Genomic DNA, 26500 nt, shown 5'->3' with positions numbered 1-26500 from the left:
GGTGTTAATCTTGACTGACTTACAAAAGAAAATTATTGAAACTTTGAAAGTGAAATCAAGTGTAAATATTGCAGAAGAAATTCGTATGAGTATTGATTTTATGAAAGCTTATTTATTGAAACATCCATTTTTAAAATCTTTAGTTTTAGGAATTTCTGGTGGACAAGATTCAACACTTGCTGGGTATTTAGCACAACAGGCTATTCGTGAGTTACGTGAAGAAACCGGTGATAGCAATTATCAATTTATTGCAGTTCGACTACCATACGGCAATCAATCCGATGAATCTGATGCATTAGATGCTATAAAATTTATGCAGGCAGATCAAGTGGTTCGTGTAGACATTAAAGGTGCTACCGATGAAATGGTAATAAGCTTAATGGCAAACAATCTTGAAATTTCTGATTTTAATAAAGGTAATATCAAAGCTCGTCAGCGCATGATTGCTCAATATGGGATTGCCGGGGCAAAGTCAGGTGCGGTTGTGGGAACTGACCATGCTGCAGAAGCAATTACTGGATTTTATACTAAATATGGTGACGGAGGTGCTGATATTACACCACTTTGGCGTTTGAATAAGCGCCAAGGTAGAGAGATGTTAGCTTCGTTAAATGCGCCGGAACATCTGTATTTAAAAGTACCAACAGCCGATTTGGAAGAAGACCGTCCAGCGCTACCTGATGAAGTTGCCTTAGGAGTTACTTACGATAATATTGATGATTATCTTGAAGGAAAGGTAGTTTCAAAAGAAATTAGTGATAAAATTGAAAATTGGTATTTAAAGACAGAACACAAACGACATCTGCCAATTACTGTTTATGATTCTTTTTGGAAGTAAATAGTTGCGTAAGCTGTTTCATTTCAGTTATAATTAAAGAAATCATAGGGGAGTAACTGGCGGTTATCCGCGGCAATGTCACCAACAAGAAAGTTCTTTTTCTGGTATTGCCTTAAATAGTGAGACTTATGTATGTTTAAAGTTCTGCAACATACATAGGTCTTTTTTTGTATTTTGTGAAACTATTATAAGGAGGATTACTATGACAAAAAGGATTTACGCACAATCAGTTGACGAAGTTTTAGCAGGCCAAAAGACAGATTTGGCAGGGTTAACAACCCAAGAGGTTAAAGAAAGAACAGACAAGTATGGATTGAATCAGTTGTCAGAAGGTAAACGTAAAACAATATTACAAAAATTCTTTGATCAGTTTAAAGATTTCATGATAATCGTTTTAATTGTGGCTGCGTTAATTGCGGCATCATCAGGTGAAGTTGTGGACGCAATTATCATCATGTTAGTTGTTGTTTTAAACGCTGTATTCGGTGTTTTTCAAGAATCTAAGGCTGAAGAGGCAATTAATGCGTTAAAAGAAATGTCGACACCTAACGCAAATGTAAAACGAAATGGGCAAATTGAAACTGTAAAAAGTGAAAATTTAGTACCTGGAGATATTGTTTTACTTGAAGCAGGGGATGTTATTCCAGCAGATTTACGTTTAACACAGATTGCTTCTCTTAAAATTGAAGAATCTGCTTTAACTGGTGAATCAGTACCTGTTGATAAAAGTTTAAATTTATTAAATGATGAAGATGCTGGTATTGGCGATCGCCATAATATGGCGTTTATGAATAGTAATGTAACTTATGGGCGTGGTGAAGGAATCGTTGTTGGAACAGGGATGAACACTGAAGTTGGACGTATTGCAGGAATGCTCAATTCTGCCGATGAAATGAAAACACCACTACAAGATAATCTTAACCAATTAGGTAAAACATTAACTATTTTAATATTAATTATTGCTGTTATTGTTTTCTTCGTTGGTCTACAAAATGGAGATAATAGTGTCATTGATATGTTGTTAATTGCGATTTCATTAGCTGTAGCTGCAATTCCAGAAGGATTACCAGCTATTGTTACAATTATTTTAGCACTTGGAACACAAAAGATGGCAAAAAGAAATGCGATTGTTAGAAAATTACCAGCAGTTGAAACACTTGGTAGTACTGACATTATTGCATCAGATAAGACGGGTACATTAACGTTAAATCAAATGACTGTTGAAAAAATATTTATAAATAATGAGTTATTAGATGCCGATAAGGTGGAAACAAATTTAGAAAGTCCACTATACCAGGTGATGTCTTTCAGTAATGACACAAAACAAACATCTGAGGGCAATTTAATTGGTGACCCAACAGAGACGGCTCTAATTCAATATCATTTAGATCATGGATTAGATGTGGATGCATTATTAAGCAGTGAACCTCGAGTTGCTGAAGTTCCATTTGATTCAGAACGTAAATTGATGTCAACAATTCAAAAAAATGAGGATAAATCTTTTTTTGTTGCTGTTAAGGGTGCTCCCGATCAACTATTAAAACGGGTAACACGTTATATTGAAAATGGCGAAATTAAACCGATAACTGATGCACAGCTAGATTATATTATGACTAATAATCATGATATGGCAACGCAAGCATTACGCGTGTTAGCATTCGCGTATCGTGAAATGCCTGCAATTCCAGCGGTATTAGATTCAGAAACTGTGGAAAATGATTTGATTTTTGCTGGATTAGTTGGAATGATTGATCCAGAGCGACCAGAAGCTGCTGCTGCAGTTAGCGAAGCTAAGAAAGCCGGGATCCGTCCTTTGATGATTACAGGCGATCATCGCGATACTGCCGAAGCTATTGCAGTTCGATTAGGAATTGTTGAAGCTGGACAACATGAAGCAATTATTTCTGGTTCTGAATTAGATGATTTATCAGACTCAGAATTTGAAAATAAGGTTGAACAATATTCTGTATATGCAAGGGTATCGCCTGAACATAAAGTGCGAATTGTTAAAGCATGGCAGAAAAAGAATCAAGTGGTTGCTATGACTGGTGATGGTGTGAACGATGCGCCAGCTTTGAAATCGGCTGATATTGGAATTGGGATGGGTATTACAGGAACTGAAGTATCTAAAGGTGCTTCAGATATGGTTCTCGCTGATGATAATTTTGCGACAATTGTTTTTGCTGTTAAGGAAGGACGAAAAGTCTTTTCTAATATTCAAAAATCAATTCAATATTTACTTTCTGCAAACTTAGGTGAAGTATTAACCTTGTTTGTTATGACAATGATGGGTTGGAGTATTTTGGCACCAGTCCATATTTTGTGGATTAACTTGGTAACAGATACATTTCCCGCAATTGCACTTGGTGTAGAACCTGCTGAAAAAGGATTGATGGATCAAAAACCACGTGGACGTAAATCAAACTTCTTCTCTGGTGGTGTGATGCCAAGTATTATTTATCAAGGTATCTTAGAAGGGGCTATAACATTATTTGTTTATTGGTTGGCTTTAACGTATCCTGTTCATATGGGTGATAAATTAATTCATGCAGATGCTTTAACAATGGCTTTTGCAACATTAGGATTAATTCAGTTATTCCATGCATTCAATGTTAAATCAATCCATGGGTCAATCTTCAACCGTAATATCTTTAAAAATGTGACGTTTAATTGGTCAATTTTGGCATCATTTGCGTTGCTCGCAGCAACTATTTTAATCCCCGGATTAAATAAAATGTTCCATGTTAGCCATTTAGATATGTATCAATGGGGTATTGTTTTAGCGGGATCATTCTCAATTATTGTGATTGTTGAAATTGTGAAGCTTGGCCAACGATTATTCAGAAAAAATAAATAAAAGGAAGTTTATATCTTGAAAAAAAGAGTTAATGTAAATTATTATATCAATGCGTTAAATGATGTTGCGCAAGCAACTGAAGAAATGGGTAATTCTTTAAATGATCATTACGAAGTAATGGAAAAAGCCATTACTGCAGGTGACTTTTCTATTGTTTCAGATGATGAATTCACAACTACTAAAGAAAAATTTGTTGAAGGTACAGCAAGTTACCAAGAAAATTTAAGCAAATTAGATGATTTACAAGTACCCATTCCTGTTTTGGGAAAACATAAAAAATTAATTAGTGGTTATCGTACTTTTGTTGAAGGTTGCGATGAGATGACAAGTAGTATTAATGTTGAGAAACATCTTGTCGAGGTTGATGCATTTAAAGCTTCAGAAGAAAAACAAGATAAAGGAATGACGCAAACAACTGATATGATGCAACGTATCATGCAACAAATTTTAGGTTAAATTTAATTAAAGAGATTGATATTAGGAATGGTTGTACTGACGCCTATTATTAGTCTCTTTTTTATGAACAAAAAATATTCGAATTGAGGTCGTTATCATGGAAAAAAACATTATGCCGTTAGTATTAAAAGAGCTAAATCAGTATCGAGAAAAACAAATTAACGCAGTTTTAGGGATGCTTGATGAAGGAAATACTGTTCCATTTATTGCACGATATCGAAAAGAAAGAACAGATAGTTTAGACGAAGTTCAAATTCGTGAAATTGAGACAACTTATAAACATGTTGAGAGTTTAGAAAAACGTAAAGCAGAAGTTATCCACATAATTGAAGAACAAGGTAATTTAACAGAAGCTTTAAAAAATAAAATTAGTTTAGCAAAAAAATTGCAACAGATTGAAGATTATTATTTACCTTTTAAACAAAAACGTCGTACTAAGGCCACTATTGCCAAAGAGGCTGGATTAGAACCATTTGCCAAATGGTTGTTGACATTCCCCCAAACAGCAGCTGAAATTAATCAGAAAGCAAGCACATTTATTAATGTTGATGCTGAAATTTTAACTGAAGAAGACGTTTTTGCTGGGGTACATGAAATTTTAGCTGAAGCATTTGGTGAAAGTGCCGAATATCGTGAGTGGATTCGTAAAGTAACTCAAAAAGATAGTTTGTTTGAAGCAAAAGTTAAAGCTGAAGAAAAAGACGAAAAAGGTATTTATCGTGATTACTATGAGTTTAGTGAATCTTTAAAATCAGTCGTTCCGCATCGTGTACTGGCAATTAATCGTGGTGAAAAAGAGGGAATCTTAAAAGCTTCCGTTGTTGTACCAGAACAAGCAATTATGACATTTATGCATTTTAGAATTATTGGGAAAAATAGTGGTGACGCTGTACCAATCATTGAAAATGCGTATCAAGATAGTTATAAACGCTTTATTAAACCATCAATTGAGCGTGAAATTCGTAAAGGTATGACAGAGGTTGCTGAAGAACAAGCTATTAATGTGTTTGGGGATAACTTATACCATTTACTTATGCAAGCACCATTAAAAGGGAAAGTTGTTTTAGGTTTTGATCCAGCCTATCGAACAGGCTGTAAGTTAGCCATCGTGGATGGTACAGGTAAATTCTTAGACAAATTGGTAATTTATCCACATAAACCTGCAAATGGTGAAAAACGTGCCGCAGCTGCTGGACAATTTAAACAGTTCCTTGAAAAATACCAAGTTGAAATGATTGCAATTGGAAATGGAACAGCAAGTCGAGAATCTGAACAATTTGTTTCAGATATTTTAAAAGAAATCGAACGGCCAATTTTTTATGTCATTGTAAATGAGGCTGGGGCATCGGTTTATTCAGCTAGTCAAGCAGCTCGTGATGAATTCCCAGAACTTCACGTTGAAGAACGCTCTGCTATTAGTATCGGCCGTAGATTGCAAGATCCTTTGGCTGAATTAATTAAGATTGATCCTAAATCTGTTGGAGTCGGTCAGTATCAACATGATGTTGCTGAAAAAAAATTGGATGCACAGTTAGATGTCGTGATTGAAGATGCTGTGAATAAAGTTGGGGTTAATTTAAATACAGCTAGTTCAGAGCTATTAACAAAAATTTCTGGATTAAATTTAACAATTGCTAAAAATGTTGTTACTTATCGTGACGAAAATGGTAAATTTACGAAGCGTCAACAACTTAAGAAAGTACCACGCTTAGGACCAAAAGCTTATGAACAAGCAATTGGATTTTTACGTATTGTTTCTGGGGATAACATTTTAGATAATACTGATATTCATCCTGAAAGTTATCCACTAACAAAGATTTTGTTGAAAGAATTGGGGATAAAAATAACTAATTTGGGTAAAACTGAGACAAATGACCAATTAGCACAGACAAATGCTGAAAATTTGGCACAAGTTGTGGGTAGTGGTGTGGAAACAGTAGCAGATATTCTAGCTAGTTTACAAAAACCAGGCCGTGATTTACGTGACGATATGCCGGCACCGTTACTACGACACGATGTGTTAACAATTGAGGACTTAGAACCCGGCATGTCATTACAAGGAACCGTTCGGAACGTAATTGATTTTGGTGCGTTTGTAGATATTGGTGTTAAACAAGATGGACTTGTCCACATTTCACAATTAACAGATAAGTTCGTTAAGAAACCAAGTGAAGTGGTTGCGGTTGGGGACATAGTTACAGTGTGGGTAATGGAAGTTGATTTGAAACGTAATCGCGTTCAGTTAACAATGAAACGACCAACGGATAAATAAGATGACTGATTTTGAATTAACAGCTTTAGTTCAAAACTTATCCACAACTTTTTTTAAGCAGCCATTTATCCACAAAGCAACATTTAATAAAAGACTACGAACGACGGGTGGACGGTATCGATTAAATGACCATAATATTGAAATTAATCCTAAAATGCTGACGGAACATGGTGAGGATATTTTAATAGGTGTTATCAAGCATGAATTATGTCATTATCATCTGCATATTGCTAAAAAGGGTTATCAACATCGTGATCATGATTTCAAACAGCTACTGACAATTGTAGGTGGTAGCCGGTTTGCCCCTCTTGGTCCAAAACAGGCTAAAAAGAAAAGAGTTATTCACTATCAATGCTCTAATTGTGGACAACAGTATCAACGACAAAGAAAAATTAACCTGTCACGCTACGTTTGCTCGAAGTGTCGAAGTAAGTTAATTTTAATGGAATACTAATTTATTTTAAATGGGACTTGTAACAAGGAACAATTTTTGCTACAATTATGATTGTTCTTGCGAGTATGGCGGAATTGGCAGACGCGTCAGACTAAGGATCTGGTGGGATAATATCCCGTGATGGTTCGAATCCATTTACTCGCATAATAGTTTTACTTAAAAGCACTCGACCTTGTTACTATGGGGTTTAGTGCTTTTTTTAATGAAAGATTGCCATACTGGCGTATTATGAAATTAAAGAATTATTAAGCGTTAATTATTTTGGTGTCTTAATTTTGCGATTATTGATAAAATAGAATGAATTAAACTTAACGACTGGGAGAATGGGTAAATTGAATAATTATGTCAAAATAAAAAATATGGCACATTTTGTGCCGGAACGAATTGTGACAAATAATGAATTAGCTAAATTTATGCCAACCTCGGATGAATGGATAGTGGCGCATACTGGGATTAAAACACGACACTATGCAATTGATGAAAATACATCAGATTTGAGTACAAAAGTAGCAAATGAACTTTTACTTAAATCTGGGTATGAAGCCACAGATATTGATTTAATTATTATTTCCACAATTTCGCCAGACGCCTTAACACCATCGACAGCTGCGATTGTTCAAGGAAATATTGGCGCAATGAACGCCTTTGCTTTCGATATTAGCGCTGCTTGTGCGGGATTTATATTTGCTATGAGTACCGCAGAAAAGTTTTTACGTACAGGGCAATACAAACGGGCAATTGTGATTAGTGCAGAAGTTAACTCAAAAATGATGGATTTTAAGGATCGAACAAGCGCTGTATTTTTTGGAGACGGTGCAGGTGGTGCTCTTCTTGAAGCCTCAAATAATTCAGCGGATGAAAGCTTTATTGCTGAAAAAATAGAAACAAATGGGCAAAAAAAGGATGTTATTCATAGTGGACGTATTGAACCATTAAGTGATGTTAATGAAGATAATTATCCAACAATAGATGCATTTTTCCAAGAGGGACGAGATGTGTTTGAATTTGCTACAACAGTTGTGCCTAATCAGATGAAACAATTACTTAAAGATAATAAGTTAAAAACAAGTGATATTGATTTGGTTGTTTGCCATCAAGCAAATTTAAGAATTATTGAAACAATTGCTGATGAGTTAGGGATGCCAATTGAAAAATTTGCAACAAGTGTTATTCATCACGGAAATACATCTTCAGCCGGGATTCCAATGGCCCTAAATGAAGCAATTCAACAAGGGTTTACGGGTGGTACAGTTTTATTAACTGGATTTGGAGCTGGCTTAGCATATGGAAGTTTACTAATAAAAATTTAAGGTGTGTGCAAATTAATGAAATTTAATGAAATTAATCAATTATTAGATAAAATTGCGACAATGCCATTTTCTCATGTTGAAATTGAAGATGGTGACTTTAAAGTAGTTGTAGATCAAGAAAAAACAGCCGAAAAAATAAAAGTAGCAACAAATATACAAGAAGATGATAGTGACACCATTTTTATCGTTAAAAGCCCACTTGTTGGGTTAGTTCATTTTGATAAAATGGGAACAATTGGGACTAAAATTATTAAAAAGCAGGTTATTGCTCAAATTGAAAGTATGAAATTATACAATGATATCCAATCGCCAGTGACAGGTATCGTACTTGAACAACTAGTAGATGATGGTGAATTAGTCGAATTTGATCAAGAGTTACTTAAAATTAGAATAGATGGATAGGTGAGTCATTTGTTTCGAAAAATTTTAATAGCGAATCGTGGAGAAGTGGCTGAACGAATTATTCGCGCTTGCCAAAAATTAAATATACAAACGGTCGCTATTTATTCAACAGTGGATGCACAAAGTCGATTTGTTGAACTTGCTGATGAAAAAATTTGCATTGGGCCAGCCTTAGCAAAAGATTCTTATTTAAATCGAGAGAGTATATTGATGGCAGCATTAAGTTTAAATGTTGATGCAATTCATCCAGGATACGGGTTTCTATCAGAAGATGCGCATTTTGCACAAATGTGTATGGAATGTGGTATTACTTTTATTGGTCCGGAAGCGGAATTAATCCAGCAACTAGCAGATAAAGATAAATCTCGTTTGTTAGCAATTGAGAAAGGGGTACCCGTTATTCCTGGATCTGATTTAATTACTTCTAACGAAGAATTGATTGAGCAAGCAAATAAAATTGGATTCCCACTATTAATTAAAGCTTCACATGGCGGAGGCGGCAAGGGTATCAGAGCAGTTGAAAGGAAATCTGATTTGTTATCTGGCGCTGAGATTGTTCAGCAAGAAGCAAAGGCTTCTTTTGCTGAGGGAAGTTTTTATCTTGAAAAAAAATTGATAAACGCGCGGCATATAGAAGTGCAAATTATCGGTGATGGGCACCATGTTCAAGTGTTAGGAAATCGGGATTGTAGCTTGCAAAATCACCGACAAAAAGTGATTGAAGAAAGCCCATCAGTTGTCTTAACTAGTGAGCAACAAAGCCAACTCTACTATTTTACGCGTCAGTTAATCAAAAATTTACATTACGTTGGATTAGGAACTGTAGAATTTTTATTTGCGAATAATCAATTTTATTTTTTAGAAATGAATACACGATTGCAAGTCGAACATGGTGTTACTGAAGAAACTGTTAAAATGGATGTTGTTCAACAACAGTTGTTAGTTGCTGAAGGTAAAGAAGTATTGAATAATGATGTAGAAATGAATGGACATGCAATCGAATGTCGATTATCCTTAATTCCAAGTGTGAAAACTAAAATTACATGTTTTGATTTTCCTAAAGATATTCGAATTGAAACGGGTTATGGTGTCGGTGACACCATCTCTGCTTTCTATGACGGACTATTAGCAAAAATTATTTGTCATGCTGAAACGAGAGAATTAGCTATTTTAAAAATGCAAAAATCACTTGAATCAATTTATATTTCAGGAATTGAAACTAATTTAACGCAATTAAAAATAATTATAAAATCACAAGAATTTATTGAAAATACCATTTCAATTGATAGCAAAATTTAAAGGCGGTGGCGGTAATGAGTCATTATCCAAAGACAAATCAATGGCAAAAGTGCCGAAATTGTGGGACGCATTTACATGAAAGTGAATGGGCACCTTATTTTATTTGTCCTAAATGCCAAACTTATAAACGCTTGACTGCTATGGAGAGAATTGCTATTTTAACAGATGAAAACGGTTTTGAGGTAATAAATGTAGCAAATAAAACAGAAAATAAAGCACAATTTCCAGGTTACTCAGAAAAACTGGAACGTGCTAAGCGTTCAACGACATCTGATGAAGCCGTTATTGTCGGTGAAGGTAGCATTGATCAACAACCATTGATTTTAGCAGTAATGGATAGTTTTTTTATGATGGGATCATTGAATACGACGGCAGGGACTAGAATTAAGTTAGGGATGCAAGTCGCATTAGATAAACGACTGCCATTTGTAATCGTTACTGCTTCTGGTGGTGCAAGAATGCAAGAGGGAATTTATTCGTTATTACAAATGAATTCGATTCTTTACATGAAACAAAAACTAGATAATGCAGGGTTATTAGTCATGTCCCTATTGACGGATCCAACAATGGGTGGTGTCAGTGCTAGCTTTGCACTAAATAACGATATTGTATTAGCTGAAAAACAAGCTAAAATTGGCTTTGCTGGTGAAAGAGTGATTAAACAGACGACAAATGAAAAGCTACCTGCTAATTTTCAAACAGCAGAAGGTTTATATGAAAATGGATTTGTTGATCAGGTTATTGATCGGAAAAACATAAAACAGATTCTTAGTCAGCTACTACTATTACACGTGTGAGGGGATATTAAAAATGGACTCAGATTTTTTAAAAAAAGTTCGATCGAATGATAGATTAAGTGCTAAATTTATTATTTCTAGTCTATTTGATGTGTTTTTCGAAAATCATGGTGATCGAGTTGGCGAAGAGGATGCTTCCATTATTGGTGGGATTGGACTTTTTCATAAGTGCCCAGTGACAGTTATTGGCATTAATCGGGGCGTAAATTTAGAAGAACGTTTAGCCTATAATTTTGGTGCCGTGAAGCCAAGTGGGTATCGAAAAGCAATGCGATTACTAAATGAAGCTGAAAAATTTAAGCGACCTGTTGTAACGCTAATTAATATGCCCGGCGCAGATGCCAGCGTTAAATCAGAACAAACAGGACAGAGCTATATTATTTCTGAAATGATTTTAAAAATGGGTGCATTACAAGTGCCGAATATTGCCATTTTTTTAGGTGAAGGTCAAAGCGGTGGTGCACTGGCTTTAGCAAATGCAAATGCTATTATGATGGTTGAAAATAGCTTATTTTCAGTAGCATCTCCAGAAGCCGTTAGTGCTATTTTGAAGAAAACTAATCCAAATGAGATTGAAACAAGTTTGCCAATGACGGCTACTGAGTTATTTAATATTGGATTGATTGATGTGGTATTGCCAGAAACTAATCAGGCAGCAACAATAAGTCTAATGGACAGTAGTCTAAATGAATTGCTGAAGAACCTAGCGACTAAATCATCTAATGAACTTATTGAACAAAGAGAAATGAAATACCAAAAGTTTTTAGAAAATTGGTAAAAAAGAAACGGACCTCAAATTTTAATTGAGGTCCGTTTCTTTTTTATATCTATTTATTTAGAGAGTTGCTGTTCTAAACTAGTAAAGGCTTGTGTTGATTTGTTTAAACCTAATTGAGAACGAATAGCATTTGAGACGCGTTTCTTTTCAGTCGATGTTGGAACTTCATATGAAAGACCATCAACATCTGTACTTACTCCTTGCAAGAAATCAGAGTGAATTGATTCTGTAGCGGCGCTGTAGTTTGTTTCTACTGTGAGCATATCATTAAAACTAAGATCAGTTACCATGTTTCCGTCAATTGTTTTTAATAATTTTTTGTAGTTTGCGAGTGAATTTACAGATTTAGCTTTTCCGGTAATTGCTGTAATAATCTGTTTTTGACGTTTTTGACGGCCATAATCACCTAGTGGATCTGAATGACGCATTCGCGTATAAGCTAAGGCTTGTTTGCCGTTTAAATGGATTGTCTTACCTTTTTTATAATGAGTTCCTTCAAGTTTAAATGAAAGTAATGGTTTGACATCAACACCACCAACGGTATCAACAATTTTCTTTAATCCATTCATGTTAATTAACATATAATAATCAATTGGGATATCTAATAAATTTTGAACAGTATTAACAGCAGATGTTGAACCATCTTTGCCACCATAGGTATAGGCACTGTTTATTTTTGAAGAGCTTTCATCACTTCCGTCAATTTTAACTTGAGTATCACGAGGAATACTTGTTAAGGTAGTTTTATTTGTTGTTGGATTAACTGTTGCAACGATCATTGTATCCGTGCGTCCTGTATCACTTCGACCAAGTGCGCCAGTATCAGTCCCCATTAATAGAATTGAAAAAGGTTTTTTCTCACTCAAAATACTGGAAACATTTCTTAATTTTTTTGCTTTGGTTTTCTTGTAAGTTTTTGCGACGGTATCTTCAGTATGTGTGAATACTGAATAGGCATATACACCTCCAGAAGCAATACCTAAAATCATAATTATCAATAGTGTCCACAGTATTGGATGCTTATTTTTATTGCTTTGAGAACTGCCTTTTATTGGAGATGGCATTCCCAAGTTATTATTTTTAGCCATATTTATTCATACCTTTCATTACATTAATTAAGCTGATTATACGATAAAAAAAGGGATAAAAAGCAAAAAAAATTTTTTCTTACGGTATTATTAAATAATTGAAAAAATGTAAAAGAATGAAAAGGACAACTTTGATTAATTAAGTAATGTTAAATCAGTGAAAAACGACTAATTGTATTACGCTTTTGTCATTTTAATATAGAACTCGTAAATGCCTATTTAACAACAAATAAGAGGGATAAAAACAATGGAAATGGCCTTTTGTAACATTTGTGTAATCATACTGAAATTAAAAGATGTAAATTAAATTCGAATGTAAACTAACCGTAATGGTATGTACCTAAGAACCGTGCTATTCTATTCTAGTCGAGAAAAACGAATACGCTAAAATTAAATAATAATTATGAAATCAACTAGGAGAGTGCCTTTTGAAAATTAATAGTAAAATTGCTAAAGTAATGATGATGACAGCTACACTTATTGGAATGAGCGCAGTTGCAGAACAAGCTAACGCTTCAGATAGTGTAACTGAACTAACAAGCACGATTGCTAAATTAAATAGCAAGAGCACTAAAGTTGCTGCAAAATTAGCAACAATTAATAGTGAAATTACTTCAACTCAAGCTGAAGTTAAGGATGCTAAAGATACAGCTGCAAAACTTGAATCAGATCAATACAAATTAGGTAAGAAGATCAGCAGATTAAATGTTGAAATTTCACAAAGAGATTCACAATTAGCTGATCAAACACGTGCTTTACAAGTTGATGGAAGTACAGCAAGCATGGTTGAATTTGTTTCAGATTCAAAAAGTGTTGTTGATGCCTTCAAACGTGTGGGAACAGTTACAACATTAGTTGGTGCTGGTCAAAAAGCTGCTAAACAACAAAAAGCTGATAAAGCAGAAGTTAAATCTTCTAAAGTTGAATTAGATGAAAAGGCTGCAGATCAACAAAAAACAGTTAAAGAATATACAAACAAACAAGCTGAACTAGCGGTTAAACAAGCAAACGCAAATACATTAAAAGCACAAATTGATACAAAAAAATCAGATACACAATCATCTATCGATAAAGCAAAAGCAGCAGAAAAAGCTGCTGAAAAAGCAGCAGCAGAAACTAAAGCAGCAAATGAAAAGAACGATGCAGCAGCAGCAGATGCAGCTGCATCAAAAGCAACTGAAGCTGCAAGTACAGATACTTCAAGTAATAAAGCAGTAAAAAGCTCAAATACTTCAGCTTCAAGTGAAAAAGCTGTCACAACTTCAACTACAAATAGTTCAAGTAAAAAAGCAGCAACAAGTGCTGTGAGTGCTTCAAGTCTTGATACAAGTAGTATTACTGCTCTAGCAAGATCATTAACAACAAAGAGCATCCCATATGTATGGGGCGGAAAATCATTGAGCGGTTTTGATTGTTCAGGATTTACTAGTTATGTTTATGCTCATGCTGCTGGAAAATCTATTGGTGGCTACACTGTTGCTCAAGAAGGACAAGTTAGCTATGAATCAGTTTCTCAAGCACAACCTGGAGACTTACTTTTCTGGGGATCAAAAGGATCATCATACCATGTTGCTATCTACTTAGGTGGAAGTCAATTTGCTGAAGCTCCAACTGAAGGACAAAATGTTAAAATTAGCACAATGAGTGCTTACTGGAAACCAGATTTTGCTGGTCGAGTAAAATAAATAATTAAAAGACTTAAGACAACAATGTTGTTTTAAGTCTTTTTTGTTATAATGAGTATTAATGAAGAGTGAAGAAGGTTTTAATAATGGTTGAATTAGTCATGGTAAGACATGGTGAGAGTCTAGCAAATCAAAATAATGAATACACCGGTTGGACAGATGTTCCATTAACGGCTAAGGGCATCGCTGAAGCTAGAGTTGCAGGAACAGTTATTCTTAATACAAATATTCAATTTTCACAGGTTCATACATCTGTCTTAAAACGAGCTATTAAAACGAGTAATATTATGATGGAAGAAATGAATCAACTTTGGATTCCAATACAGAAAAATTGGCGTCTTAATGAACGACATTATGGTGCCTTGCGCGGTTTAAATAAAGATGAAACCAAACGTATCTACGGTATTAAACAAGTAGCCCAATGGCGCCGTAGTTATACGACTATCCCACCTAGTTTATCTGTACCTGATAATGATAGACGGTACAAGCAACGTGTTAAAAGTAGCTTACCAACATCAGAAAGCTTAGAAATGGCATTTAAACGGATTTTACCTTACTGGCAAGATGTCATTGCCCCAGAGTTAAGACAAGGTAATAACCAGTTGATTGTCGCACATGGCAGTACACTTAGGGTATTGATAAAATATTTAGAAAATATTTCAGATGCAGATATTGATGGCGTTGAGGTTCCGAATGGTGTCCCTATTTGGTATACATTAAATGATGATTTAACAATTAAAAGCAAAAAAATTTTAACACAAAAAAAGTAACAACAATTCAATATTGTTGTTACTTTTTTAATTATGCTAATGCACCCATTGGATCCCAAGGAGCAAGGACTTTAGGTTCTTCTTTTAGAATAGCTTGTAATTTTTCTGGTAAGAATTTTTTGTTAACGACAACTTGATAACAATATTCTTCCATCCAGTCATCACTCATAACGAAGAAGCCTTTATTACCAACTTTTTCGCCCCATGAGTTTTCAACTTTCCATTTGGTTGCTTGATCATTAACCAAATCAACACCTGTTAGAACCATAGCATGAGTCATTAGACTCTCACCGTAATCAAGGCGTTCAGCTTTTGATAAAGCTAGATCAATATTGAACAATTCATCTTTATGATAAAGTTCAGTATCCATAATACCAATTTGGCGTTCAGACGATTGACCAACATCACAACCGAACCAGACGCTCTCGCCAGATTGTAATTGTTTGATGGCAACATCTCTAAAATCAGCCATGTTAATGTTTAAATGGCGAATAGGACGCCCATCAACAACATTTCCAAGACGATCAACTGTGTACATATTATTGTAAGGTTTATCATCTGTTGGACCATTAATGATTGAGACGTATTCATCTAAGTCCCAACCGATAAATTTTTCATAGAATGTTTTTGGTGTTAAATTTTTATCAATATGATATTCATTATCAGAATCACGATATTCAAAGTCAAATGTTGCAGGAGGTTCACCAAAACTGTATGCTAATAAACGATAAATTTCAGTAAGTTTAGCTTCTTTGACGACTTCAATTTCTTTTGAACTTGTTCCGGCAGCAACGAGTTCACGTAAATCAACAGCATCTTTTCTTAATTTTAAGTTTAAAGTTGAATTGATTTCGCTTGATTTAGAACTATTATATGTTTCAGGCATCACAGATTGAGGAACAACACCATATTTTTCAATAATTGCAACGATCATATCCCATTGGCCGCCATCTTGTTGTGGAGTTGTCATTAACCATGAAACGGTACGGTCACTAGTTGGTTTATCAGCTGTTTCAAGAACATTTTGATAAAAGTAATTTGCTTTTTCAAGTTTATCCCAGAAGTAAGTGAAATTTTGTGACAATTCAAAATCTTTGGCAACTTTAAAATTTGTTTTCATGTCATGACGCATTGTATTTAATGCGGCGAACATCCAACAACGACCTGATTGCTTTTGGTTAGAAACATTACCAACATCCAGATCAATTGAGAAAACAGGTTCCATTTTAGCTTGGGCTTTTAAATCGTAACTATTTGCTAAAATACCATTTTTTGTAACGGCACGTTCAATAACTTCATGGCTTTCACGTGCATGTAAATTTTTTTGGAATTTTGCGAGTTGTTCTGAACTAATTGATTGTGTCAAAAAAATCACACTCCTATATAAGATTTAAGTACTGTGGCTATTATAATATATCTCGTTAGATTAGTAAACAATGTTAAAAAGAAAAGAAAATTCTCATTTTTAAATAAAATCAATTTGCGTATTTAAAAAGAGCCAATAAAAATTAGCTCTTCTTTAGAATTATTTAATTGTAAAGGTGTCAGAACGTGCGTGTAAAACTTCAGGACCATCTTGACGTCCAACGATAACCGTATTTACACAATCTAAAAATAGACCTTGTTCTACAACACCAACTTGTTTAGCTAAATAATCTTGTATGCTAGCAGGATCGTTTATTTCACCTAAATATAAATCGATGACAAAATTTTTAGAGTCAGTTAAAACATTTTCATTATCAACAGTTCTAAATTTGGGATTAAATCCTTTAGCTTCTAATTTTTTGAATAATTGATGACTACCGTAAGGGATAACTTCAACGGGAAGAGGGAATTTACCCAACGTATGAACCATTTTACTTTCATCAACAATCCACATATTTTGATTTGAATTAATAGCAACAATTTTTTCAAATAAATGAGCAGCACCGCCACCTTTAATACCTTGGAAATGGTCATCAATTTCATCTGCACCATCAATTGTTAAATCAATGTGGTCAACTTCATCAACTGATTTAACTGGAATACCAAGTGATTTTGCTTGTTCTTCAGTTCTAATTGATGTTGAAACACCGATAATTGATAAGTTTTCATTTTTAACACGTTGACCTAATGCATCTACCATAAATTTAACGGTTGAGCCTGTACCAAGTCCAACAACCATACCGTCTTTAATAAACTCGACAGCTTTTTGTCCAACTAATTTTTTTAAATTGTCTTGATTCATGTGTGTCACTCTCCTATTTTTTATTTAGGTGTATAAATTAATTCTAAAAGTTCTGGATGTTCACTAAAATAAAACTTTGTATAAGGGCATAATGGTAAAATAGTTTGCTGATTTAGAATAACTTGTTTAATTAAGTAATCAGTTGTACTTTTTGCAAGCCCTTGATGACGCTGATTGTCAGCTACCCAAGTATGTTCAATGACCATTGTCTGATTAGCATTAATCATGGTAAAACTAATTCGACTAATTAACTCGTCATTAACGTTGTACACGCGTAAATCGGTTTCATTTAGTTGGAAATCCATTTGAACACCTTCCCTTTGAATGTAATTATACCATTAAAAAATGCCCAAAAACTAGCCATTTATGTCATAAATGAGGTAAGATAAAAAGTAAACAGATTACGGGGATAAACAAATGAAAACAAGAGGATTTGAAATTGTTACTAAATATGCAGGGAAAATTGACTTACCCGTTCGATCAACAACAACTTCGGCAGGATATGACTTAGCTGCAGCTGAAGATTTTACATTACCTTCAATCTGGAAAAGTGGATTTTTAAAGGTTTTATGGCTAATTAGGCATCGTGAATCGGTGGCTGAAGAAGAGCTCATTCAAGCAAATAAAATTTTGAAACCTTATTTAATTCCCACAGGAATTAAAGCGTATATGCTAGATAATGAATTTTTATTATTAGCAAATCGTTCAAGTAGCCCCTTAAAACGTGGACTGATTTTACCAAATGGAATTGGTGTTATTGATTCTGATTACTATAATAACGAAAAAAATGAAGGTGAAATTTTCATACAAATTGTTAATTTTAGTTTAAAAGATCAAATGGTAAAAAAAGGAGATCGGATAGGCCAAGGGATTTTTATGCCCTATTTAACTGTTGATAATGAAAAGGTGACCGCTACAAAACGTATTGGCGGATTTGGTTCATCAGGTAAATAGTTATTATAGAATGATTAAGAATTTCAATTGAAATTACAGGTTGTCGTTTATGTGATAAAATATTAACAATAGAATTTATAATGAAAGGGTGGGGAGTTTGTATGGCAAAAGTAAAAACGCAATTTGTATGTCAAAACTGTGGATACACCTCACCAAAGTATTTGGGTCGTTGCCCTAACTGTAACGAATGGAACACGATGGTAGAAGAGCGTGAACAATCACAAAAAGCAGATCGTAAAGCTCGTGTCAGTTTTACTGGAGCTTCTGTTAAACCAGAACTATTAGATGATATCTCAATGGCAGAACAAGAACGTGTTGAAACTGAGTTAGGTGAATTAAATCGTGTTCTTGGTGGTGGTGTTGTACCCGGGTCATTAGTTTTAATTGGTGGTGATCCAGGCATTGGTAAATCAACATTACTTTTACAAGTTTCTGGTCAACTAAGCCAAACTGGCGGAACTGTCTTATATGTTTCTGGTGAAGAAAGTGCTGTTCAGATTAAAATGCGTGCACAGCGCCTCGGTGTTGGAGGTCAGAAATTTTATCTTTACCCTGAAACAGATATGGGTAATATTCGTCAAAATATTGAGACATTAAATCCTGATTACGTAGTCATTGACTCAATTCAAACAATGCAAGAACCAGAAATGTCTGCTGCAGTTGGCAGTGTTTCTCAAATTCGAGAAGTAACTGCTGAATTATTACAAATTGCTAAAACGAATGGTATTACGATTTTTATTGTTGGACATGTAACAAAAGGTGGTGCAATTGCTGGTCCCAAAATTTTGGAACATATGGTTGATACAGTCCTTTATTTTGAAGGAGATATGCATCACACGTTCCGTATTTTACGCGCTGTTAAAAACCGATTTGGTTCAACAAATGAAATTGGAATTTTTGATATGCGTGAAGGTGGGTTATTTGAAGTTGCAAACCCATCAGAAATTTTCTTAGAAGAACGTTTGGCTGGCGCAACAGGTTCTGCTATTGTTGTATCTATGGAAGGAACACGACCTATTTTGGTTGAAGTTCAAGCATTAATCACACCAACAGTTTACGGAACGGCGAAGCGTACAACTACAGGGCTTGATCACAATCGTGTGTCATTAATAATGGCCGTTCTTGAAAAACGTGCAAGTTTATTATTACAGAACCAGGATGCTTATCTTAAGGCGGCTGGTGGCGTAAAATTAGATGAACCAGCTATTGATTTAGCGATTGCTGTTAGTATTGCGTCAAGTTATCGAGATAAAGAAACAGACCCTGCAGACAGTTTTGTAGGTGAAATTGGATTGACTGGTGAAATTCGACGTGTTAATCGGATTGAACAACGGGTTGCTGAAGCACAAAAGCTTGGATTTAAACGAATTTTTATTCCTAAAAATAATTTATCAGGATGGACACCACCTAAAGGAATTACAGTTGTTGGTGTTGCTACACTAAGCGAAGCACTAAAAGTAGTGTTTAGTTAGAAAGGAGGAGTTGTCAATGCGTAGAAATATTATTAAAGGTGTTGTTGCACTAGTCGGCGGTGGAATTGGTGTTAGTTTGCTACCACTTTTTTGGAAATTAGTGAGTATTGCGGAGATTGGTATATTAAATAATAGTGTTGTTAATTTTTTAATAGGTGTCGGTTTAGCTCTTATTCTATCTTTATTTATCATAACGCCACTAGAAAAATTACTGGCAAATATTGAAAATTATTTAACTAATCAAAGCCCAATGATGCTACTAACAGCGAGTGTTTCAACTATTGTTGGTATGGTTATTGCAATTTTAATCTCAACACCATTCTATCGATCAGAAATATGGCTATTGAACACAATTGTACCCGTTTTGTTACTATTTTTACTTGGATACTTGGGTTTTGTTATAGGAACTAATCGTTTGGAGGATTGGCGTAAATTATTTGCATCAAAAAATAAGAAAAGTGATGTCGTTGAAAGTAGTTTACTAGACCGTAATGTCAATGATAATTATCATGAATATAAAATATTAGATACAAATATCTTAATTGATGGCCGGATTTATGATTTGATTAAAACTGGCTTTATTGAAGGAACATTATTAGTTCCTAATTTTGTTTTATATGAACTCCAATATATTGCAGATTCAGCTGATAGTATCAAACGTGTTCGGGGTCGTAGAGGATTAGATATTTTAAATAAACTTCAAGATGAAAAAATCATGCCGATTGAAATGTATGAAGGTGATTTTGAAGAAATTGAAGAAGTAGATAGTAAGTTAATTAAATTAGCTAAAACGATTGATGGGGTTATTGTCACAAATGATTTTAATTTAAACAAAGTTAGCGAATTTCAAAATGTCCAGATTTTGAATGTAAATGCACTAGCTAAATCATTGAAACCTCGGGTTATTCCTGGAGAACAATTACATGTTATGGTAATAAAAAATGGTTCTGAGCGTCAACAAGGTGTTGCTTATTTGGATGATGGAACAATGGTTGTCGTGGAAGAAGGAAAGTATTTCCTAAACAAATCAATTGACGTTGTCGTTACAAGTGCACTTCAAACGGATGCTGGAAGAATGATTTTTGCAAAACCATTACATTCAATGAAAAAAATAAACGATAAGAAATAAAGTCAATACTAAGATTATTGGCTTTATTTTTTATCCGATTCATTGTAAACTAGATTAGTTGAATAAAGCCTTAAATAAACGGTTTATATCGTAGTAACTAAATACAGAAAAAAGAAAGAGGCGTTATCATGGCTAAAAATAAAATTCGTGTCAGATATGCACCAAGTCCAACTGGACATTTACACATTGGAAATGCTCGTACCGCTCTATTTAATTACTTATTTGCGAGAAGTCAAAAGGGTACTTTTGTTATCCGTATTGAAGATACTGATACAAAGAGAAATATTGCTGATGGTGAACGCAGCCAACTAGATAACTTAAAATGGTTAGGCATGGATTGGGATGAAGGTCCTGACAAACCAGGAGAATTTGGTCCTTATCGTCAATCAGAACGTAAAGATATCTATTTACCATTAATCCAAGAATTAGTGGATAAAAATTTAGCTTACGAGTCATATAAAACAGAAGATGAACTCGAAGCAGACCGTGATGCTCAAAAAGCACGTAATGAAATGCCACATTATGAATACGAATATGCAGGTATGTCTGATGATGAGATTACTGCTAAAATTGCAGAGTCAAAAGCTGCCGGTTTAACACCTGTTATTCGTTTCCGTGTTCCAGCAAACAAAAAATACGAATTTAAAGATATTGTTAAAGGTGAAATTACCTTTGATTCCAATACTATTGGTGGCGATTTTGTTATTCAAAAACGTGATGGTATGCCAACATATAACTTTGCTGTTGTTGTTGATGATCACTTGATGGAAATTACGCATGTTCTTCGTGGGGATGACCATATTGCCAATACGCCTAAGCAATTGATGATTTATGAAGCATTTGGCTGGGATGCACCTATCTTTGGACATATGACATTAATTATCAATACAGAAACAGGAAAAAAATTAAGTAAACGTGATGAAAATGTTCTCCAATTCATTGAACAATATCGTGAATTAGGCTACTTGCCAGAAGCTATGGTAAACTTCATTACCTTATTAGGCTGGTCACCAGTTGGCGAAAGTGAAATTTTCTCTCGCCAAGAATTGATTAAAATGTTTGATCCTAAACGTTTAAGCAAGTCACCAGCTTCATTTGATGGTAAAAAATTAGAATGGATTAATAATCAATATATTAAAACAGCTGATGAAGATAAAGTAATGGATTTGGCTTTACGTCAATTAATTCAAGATGGTAAAATTGAAGCTGATCCAAGTGCAGAAAGAATTGAATGGGCTCGTAAATTAATTAGCCTTTATAAGCAACAAATGTCATATACAGGTCAAATTACTGAAATGGCAGAAGTATTTTTAAGCGAACCACCTGTTCTTGATGATGAAGCAAAGGCAGAGTTAGCTGTTGAAACAGCACCAACAGTTTTAAAAGAATTTGCTGAACGCATTAAAACGATTGATATTTTTGATGCTGTTGCTATCCAAGCAACAATTAAATCAATTCAAAAAGATACAAAAATTAAAGGTCGTCAATTATATATGCCAATCCGTATTGCAACAACGCGTGAAATGCATGGACCAGAACTACCAGCATCAATCGAATTGCTTGGTCGTGAAAAAGCATTAGCTCATTTGAACAAAACGTTAGAAGAAATGAATACAAAATAATTTTTGATAAGAGAGAGTAACAACTTATTGGCGTTTTTTAGAAAGTTTTCGGTGATGTGAGAAAACAAACGTTAGTTGTGAAGTGCCTCTTTAAAATGCTATGATGAACAAAGTAATTATAGTCGTGTAATGAACGTTAACTCATTGTTGGATGTAGGTTCACTACATCTTAAGGAGTGGAACAACGTTGAAGACGTCTTTTATAAGTATATAAAAGACGTCTTTTTTTAACAAAAAGATTAAATGGCGGGTGATAAAATGATTTCAATTTATAATACATTAACGAATCAAAAAGAGGTTTTTAAACCACTTGTGTCTGGGAAAGTTAGTATGTACGTTTGCGGGCCAACCGTTTATAACTATATTCATATTGGAAATGCGCGAAGTGCTATTGCGTTTGATACAATTCGTCGATATTTTGAATATCGTCATTTTAAAGTTAACTATGTATCTAATTTTACAGATGTTGATGATAAAATGATCAAAGCTGCTAAAGAAGACCATATAACAGTTCAACAATTAGCCGATAAGTTTATTGCTGCTTTCATGGAAGATACCAAGGCATTGGCGATTGAACCAGCAACTAAAAATCCAAAGGCGACAGAAAATATTGATGATATCATTCAATTTATATTAAATTTAATTGATAAAGGTTATGCTTATGTATCTGATGGGGATGTTTATTTTAGAACGCGTAAATCTCCAGATTATGGTAAATTATCTGATCAAAATATCAACGAATTAGAACAAGGTGCCAGTCAGCATGTTGATACTGAAGAAACGGCTCGAAAAGAAGATGAAATTGATTTTGCACTTTGGAAATCAGTCAAAAATGATGATCTTTCTTGGAACTCTCCATTTGGTAAGGGCCGTCCGGGTTGGCACATTGAGTGTTCTGTAATGGCAACAAAATACCTAGGTCCAACGATTGATATTCATGGTGGTGGACAGGATTTAATGTTTCCACATCATGAAAATGAAATCGCTCAAAGTGAAGCTGAAACGGGTCAAAAATTTGCTAACTATTGGATGCATAATGGATTTGTAACAATTGGTGAAAATGATGAAAAAATGAGTAAATCACTAGGTAATTTTGTTACGGTGCATGATATGATTAAAGAAGTCAATCCACAAGTTATCCGTTTCTTTATGGCAACAACGCATTACCGCCGTCCAATTCAGTATAGCCAAGCGAATATTGATGAAGCGACTAATAATTTAAATAAATTGAAAACAGCATTTGATAACTTAACTTATCGATTGAACGATGCTATTTCAGGAGAAAATAAATTAATAGAAAATCAAATTAATGAGAGCTTATCCAATTTTGAAACTGCTATGGATGATGATTTTAATTCACAAAATGGTATTGCAGTTATCTATGATTTAGCTAAGAAAATGAATGTCTATTCTGAAAACAAACAAGTGGAACGAGATTCAATTAATCACTTGTTAGAAATTTTTAAAGAAATGACATCAGTTTTTGGATTAGCTTTTGGACAAGTAGCTGATGCTCTAGATATCAGAGTTGAAAAATTAATTGCACAAAGAATAGAAGCTAAGAAACAAAAAGATTTTCAAAAAAGCGATGAAATTCGAGATCAACTTGCAGCAGAAGGAATTATTTTGGAAGACACACCACAAGGAACTAGATGGAGAAAAGACTAATGGAAAATAATGCAGATTATCAACAAATGAATGGGATTGCGTTAGCTTATATGGGCGATGGTATTTATGAAGTATTTGTTCGTAAACACTTACTTGTACAAGGACTTACAAGACCAACTCAATTACACCATCAAGCAACACATTATGTATCAGCCAAAGCACAAGCTTTCTTGATAGATAAAATGACAGAAAATAATATTTTAACTGAAGAAGAAATAGACTACTTTAAACGTGGACGTAATGCTAAAAGTCATACTTCAGCTAAAAATACATCAGTAATAACGTATCGTATTTCAACTGGATTTGAAGCATTGTTTGGCTACTTATTTTTGAGTAATCAAAACGATAGATTGGCCGAATTGGCAAAATGGTGTATTAACACCGTTGAAAAGGAGAACTTAAATGGGACAACCAAGAAGTAGTGAAGAGGCTGGCGATTTTATTATTGGTCGTCACCCTGTAGAAGCAGCGTTAAAAAGTAATCAATCAATTAACAAATTATTTTTACAAACTGGATTAAAATCAGATGTTTTAAGTGGTATTGAACAGTTAGCTAAGAAAAAAGGTATTATCACACAACTAGTTCCTAAAAGTAAATTAGATTTATTATCAGATCAACAAAATCACCAAGGCGTTATTGTAGCAGTTGCCGCATTTGAATATGCAACTATTGAAGATCTTTTCAAAAGTGCAGCTGATAAAGATGAACCACCATTTTTCCTTATTTTAGATAATGTTGAAGATCCACATAACTTAGGATCAATTATGAGAACAGCCGATGCTGCGGGTGTACATGGAATTATTATTCCAAAACGTCGCGCAGTCGGTTTAACGTCAACAGTTGCTAAGACGTCAACAGGTGCAATTGAATATATGCCAGTTGCTCGCGTAACTAATTTGGTAAATACTGTAAATGAATTGAAAAAGGCCGGATTATGGGTCTTCGGAACAGATATGGATGGACAAGATTATCGTGAATGGGATGCTAAAGGACCCACAGCCCTCGTAATTGGTAACGAAGGTAAAGGTATTTCACCGTTATTGAAAAAAGCTTGTGATGGTATGTTGACTATTCCAATGGTTGGACACGTTCAAAGTTTAAACGCCAGTGTCGCAGCCAGTTTACTTATTTATCAAGGATTTACTTCTAGGGGTAAATAATAATGAAAAAGCAAATTTTGGTTGTAGATGCCTATAATATGATTGGTAATTGGCCAGAATTAAATCGATTGAAACAATCAGAGCGACTTGATGAAGCACGTGACTTGCTACTGCACAAATTATCAAATTATCATAAACAGATTGACTCTCGGTTAATCGTTGTCTTTGATGCAATGTATGTTCCAGGACTATCAAAGAGTTATACAAAATATGGATTAGAGATTATTTGGACAGCAGAGGGTCAGACGGCTGATAGTTATATTGAAGCAATGATAGGTGAGTTACAGACTAAACTCACACAGGTAACTGTTGCAACGAGTGATCAAGCAGAACAGTGGACTATTTTCTCACAAGGTGCATTAAGAATTCCTGCATGGGAGTTATACAAAGACATTAATGAATCTAAAAAAGAAGTTGCTCAACAAGCCAAAAAATATCAAACGGAGGCATCGGTTCGTCGTTCACCATGGGACTCAGAACAATTAGATAGTCTGGCTGAATTGCGTGATCACCTATCACATGACTAAGCAACTGTTGTAATCAGTCATTATGTTTGGTATATTGAAAAATGGAGACCCGGATATGGAGAGTCTACTTGTTAGATGAAACTTACCGGAGTACTGAAAACGAAACAGATTTTCAATTGATTTGCCAAATTAAATTAGGTGCAGAACATAAATTTGAACCGTTATTTGAACGATATCGTCCAATGGTTTATTCGATGATTCGTAAATACTATCTAAAATTATGGGATACTGAAGATTTTTTACAAGAGGCTAGAGCTGTTTGTTTTAAAGCATTAAAAAATTACCAACCGAACAAAGGAATTACGTTTGGACAGTATTTTAAAACCAGTCTATCGAATTGTATTTTTAGTTTAATTCGCAAACAATCAGCGACTAAAAGGCTGTCTGATGCGAACTCGCATTCTTTGGAACGATATGAAGAAACTTATGGTGAATGTGAACGGCCTTCGTTTTATTGTGAGATATTGGCAGATGACAGAATTATCCTTCAAGAAAAATTGGATGATTTTGAATTGAAATTGTCAGAGTTAGAAAGAAGTACTTTTGTTTTACTTTATTATCAAATGAAAAAGCCAGAAGAAATTGCGCTTATTTTAGAGTGCGATATGAAAAAGGTATTAGGATCTATCTCAAGGTGTAAGAGTAAGCTTGGGTTATTTTTTAAAGAAAATCGATAATTAGGAAAGAAAGAAAAGAGGGTGGTTCCTTTTTTCTTTCTTTTAATGTAAAATGAG

The 26500-nt window shown here is 34.4% G+C and carries 25 protein-coding genes and 1 tRNA gene; 22 read left to right on the top strand and 4 right to left on the bottom strand.

Translation table 11 applies throughout. The features are described 5' to 3' along the window. Positions 1-10: 10 nt before the first annotated feature. From nadE to accA, 11 genes are all read left to right on the top strand, one after another. On the top strand, positions 11-838 hold the full coding sequence (gene nadE, locus AC1RP4_RS07010; RefSeq protein WP_481761872.1) for an ammonia-dependent NAD(+) synthetase: 828 nt from the start codon (positions 11-13) through the stop codon (positions 836-838). A 202-nt stretch (positions 839-1040) separates the two neighbouring features. Then, positions 1041-3695 carry a cation-translocating P-type ATPase gene (locus tag AC1RP4_RS07005; RefSeq protein WP_481761873.1) on the top strand — a complete coding sequence of 885 codons (2655 nt, stop codon included), beginning with the start codon at positions 1041-1043 and terminating at the stop codon, positions 3693-3695. A 15-nt stretch (positions 3696-3710) separates the two neighbouring features. After that, entirely contained in the window at positions 3711-4151 is a 441-nt protein-coding gene (locus tag AC1RP4_RS07000) for a hypothetical protein (RefSeq protein WP_481761874.1), read from the top strand. Positions 4152-4248: 97 nt separating this feature from the next. After that, positions 4249-6423 (top strand): Tex family protein, encoded by a 2175-nt coding sequence (locus AC1RP4_RS06995; protein WP_481761875.1) that lies wholly within the window; start codon positions 4249-4251, stop codon positions 6421-6423. A 1-nt stretch (position 6424) separates the two neighbouring features. Then, on the top strand, positions 6425-6877 hold the full coding sequence (locus AC1RP4_RS06990) for a SprT family protein (RefSeq protein WP_481761876.1): 453 nt from the start codon (positions 6425-6427) through the stop codon (positions 6875-6877). 59 nt (positions 6878-6936) lie between these two features. Continuing rightward, positions 6937-7021, top strand: a tRNA-Leu gene (locus AC1RP4_RS06985). Between the two features lie 179 nt (positions 7022-7200). Further along, the gene (locus AC1RP4_RS06980) at positions 7201-8187 is read left to right on the top strand and encodes a beta-ketoacyl-ACP synthase III (protein WP_481761877.1); all 987 of its coding nucleotides are present in this window, start codon (positions 7201-7203) and stop codon (positions 8185-8187) included. A 15-nt stretch (positions 8188-8202) separates the two neighbouring features. After that, positions 8203-8589 (top strand): acetyl-CoA carboxylase biotin carboxyl carrier protein, encoded by a 387-nt coding sequence (locus AC1RP4_RS06975; protein WP_481761878.1) that lies wholly within the window; start codon positions 8203-8205, stop codon positions 8587-8589. Positions 8590-8598: 9 nt separating this feature from the next. Then, entirely contained in the window at positions 8599-9888 is a 1290-nt protein-coding gene (locus AC1RP4_RS06970; protein WP_481761879.1) for an acetyl-CoA carboxylase biotin carboxylase subunit, read from the top strand. 14 nt (positions 9889-9902) lie between these two features. Beyond that, complete coding sequence (locus AC1RP4_RS06965; RefSeq protein WP_481761880.1) at positions 9903-10685, top strand: acetyl-CoA carboxylase carboxyltransferase subunit beta; 783 nt, start codon at positions 9903-9905, stop codon at positions 10683-10685. 13 nt (positions 10686-10698) lie between these two features. Then, positions 10699-11463, top strand: a complete 765-nt coding sequence (gene accA, locus AC1RP4_RS06960) for a carboxyltransferase subunit alpha (protein ID WP_481761881.1) — start codon at positions 10699-10701, stop codon at positions 11461-11463. A gap of 53 nt (positions 11464-11516) precedes the next feature. Here accA and AC1RP4_RS06955 read toward each other — a convergent pair whose 3' ends face one another. Further along, complete coding sequence (locus tag AC1RP4_RS06955) at positions 11517-12551, bottom strand: LCP family glycopolymer transferase (RefSeq protein WP_481761882.1); 1035 nt, start codon at positions 12549-12551, stop codon at positions 11517-11519. 428 nt (positions 12552-12979) lie between these two features. Here AC1RP4_RS06955 and AC1RP4_RS06950 point away from each other — a divergent pair, with 428 nt between their 5' ends. Together AC1RP4_RS06950 and AC1RP4_RS06945 are read left to right on the top strand one after the other, a co-directional pair. Beyond that, positions 12980-14236 carry a C40 family peptidase gene (locus tag AC1RP4_RS06950; RefSeq protein WP_481761883.1) on the top strand — a complete coding sequence of 419 codons (1257 nt, stop codon included), beginning with the start codon at positions 12980-12982 and terminating at the stop codon, positions 14234-14236. Between the two features lie 86 nt (positions 14237-14322). After that, the gene (locus AC1RP4_RS06945; RefSeq protein ID WP_481761884.1) at positions 14323-15006 is read left to right on the top strand and encodes a 2,3-bisphosphoglycerate-dependent phosphoglycerate mutase; all 684 of its coding nucleotides are present in this window, start codon (positions 14323-14325) and stop codon (positions 15004-15006) included. 31 nt (positions 15007-15037) lie between these two features. Here AC1RP4_RS06945 and AC1RP4_RS06940 read toward each other — a convergent pair whose 3' ends face one another. From AC1RP4_RS06940 to AC1RP4_RS06930, 3 genes are all read right to left on the bottom strand, one after another. Next, positions 15038-16372, bottom strand: coding sequence for a C1 family peptidase (locus AC1RP4_RS06940; protein WP_481761885.1), 1335 nt, complete (start codon positions 16370-16372; stop codon positions 15038-15040). Between the two features lie 159 nt (positions 16373-16531). After that, complete coding sequence (gene rpiA, locus AC1RP4_RS06935; RefSeq protein WP_481761886.1) at positions 16532-17233, bottom strand: ribose-5-phosphate isomerase RpiA; 702 nt, start codon at positions 17231-17233, stop codon at positions 16532-16534. 20 nt (positions 17234-17253) lie between these two features. Then, positions 17254-17538: a GNAT family N-acetyltransferase gene (locus AC1RP4_RS06930; protein WP_481761887.1), complete on the bottom strand. Its 285-nt coding sequence runs from the start codon at positions 17536-17538 to the stop codon at positions 17254-17256. A gap of 112 nt (positions 17539-17650) precedes the next feature. Here AC1RP4_RS06930 and AC1RP4_RS06925 point away from each other — a divergent pair, with 112 nt between their 5' ends. The 9 genes from AC1RP4_RS06925 to AC1RP4_RS06885 all read left to right on the top strand — a co-directional run bounded on the left by AC1RP4_RS06925 (position 17651) and on the right by AC1RP4_RS06885 (position 26443). Next, complete coding sequence (locus tag AC1RP4_RS06925) at positions 17651-18187, top strand: dCTP deaminase/dUTPase family protein (protein ID WP_481761888.1); 537 nt, start codon at positions 17651-17653, stop codon at positions 18185-18187. 101 nt (positions 18188-18288) lie between these two features. Further along, complete coding sequence (gene radA / locus AC1RP4_RS06920; RefSeq protein WP_409021546.1) at positions 18289-19659, top strand: DNA repair protein RadA; 1371 nt, start codon at positions 18289-18291, stop codon at positions 19657-19659. Between the two features lie 16 nt (positions 19660-19675). Beyond that, positions 19676-20788: a PIN/TRAM domain-containing protein gene (locus AC1RP4_RS06915; protein WP_481761889.1), complete on the top strand. Its 1113-nt coding sequence runs from the start codon at positions 19676-19678 to the stop codon at positions 20786-20788. A 128-nt stretch (positions 20789-20916) separates the two neighbouring features. Beyond that, positions 20917-22410, top strand: coding sequence for a glutamate--tRNA ligase (gltX, locus tag AC1RP4_RS06910; protein ID WP_481761890.1), 1494 nt, complete (start codon positions 20917-20919; stop codon positions 22408-22410). 258 nt (positions 22411-22668) lie between these two features. Next, on the top strand, positions 22669-24078 hold the full coding sequence (gene cysS, locus AC1RP4_RS06905) for a cysteine--tRNA ligase (RefSeq protein WP_481761915.1): 1410 nt from the start codon (positions 22669-22671) through the stop codon (positions 24076-24078). Further along, positions 24078-24500 carry a Mini-ribonuclease 3 gene (locus AC1RP4_RS06900; RefSeq protein ID WP_409021543.1) on the top strand — a complete coding sequence of 141 codons (423 nt, stop codon included), beginning with the start codon at positions 24078-24080 and terminating at the stop codon, positions 24498-24500. The genes cysS and AC1RP4_RS06900 overlap by 1 nt, the downstream gene beginning before the upstream one ends. After that, entirely contained in the window at positions 24481-25239 is a 759-nt protein-coding gene (gene rlmB / locus AC1RP4_RS06895) for a 23S rRNA (guanosine(2251)-2'-O)-methyltransferase RlmB (RefSeq protein ID WP_481761891.1), read from the top strand. The genes AC1RP4_RS06900 and rlmB overlap by 20 nt, the downstream gene beginning before the upstream one ends. 2 nt (positions 25240-25241) lie before the next feature. Then, on the top strand, positions 25242-25766 hold the full coding sequence (locus AC1RP4_RS06890; RefSeq protein WP_481761892.1) for an NYN domain-containing protein: 525 nt from the start codon (positions 25242-25244) through the stop codon (positions 25764-25766). Between the two features lie 68 nt (positions 25767-25834). Beyond that, positions 25835-26443 carry an RNA polymerase sigma factor gene (locus tag AC1RP4_RS06885; protein WP_481761893.1) on the top strand — a complete coding sequence of 203 codons (609 nt, stop codon included), beginning with the start codon at positions 25835-25837 and terminating at the stop codon, positions 26441-26443. Positions 26444-26500: the final 57 nt, after the last annotated feature.

Source organism: Dellaglioa sp. CoH-56-MRSF-10, assembly GCF_056782175.1.
Note: the sequence above shows the minus strand (reverse complement) of the source record. Positions and strands in the feature narration are given on the sequence as shown.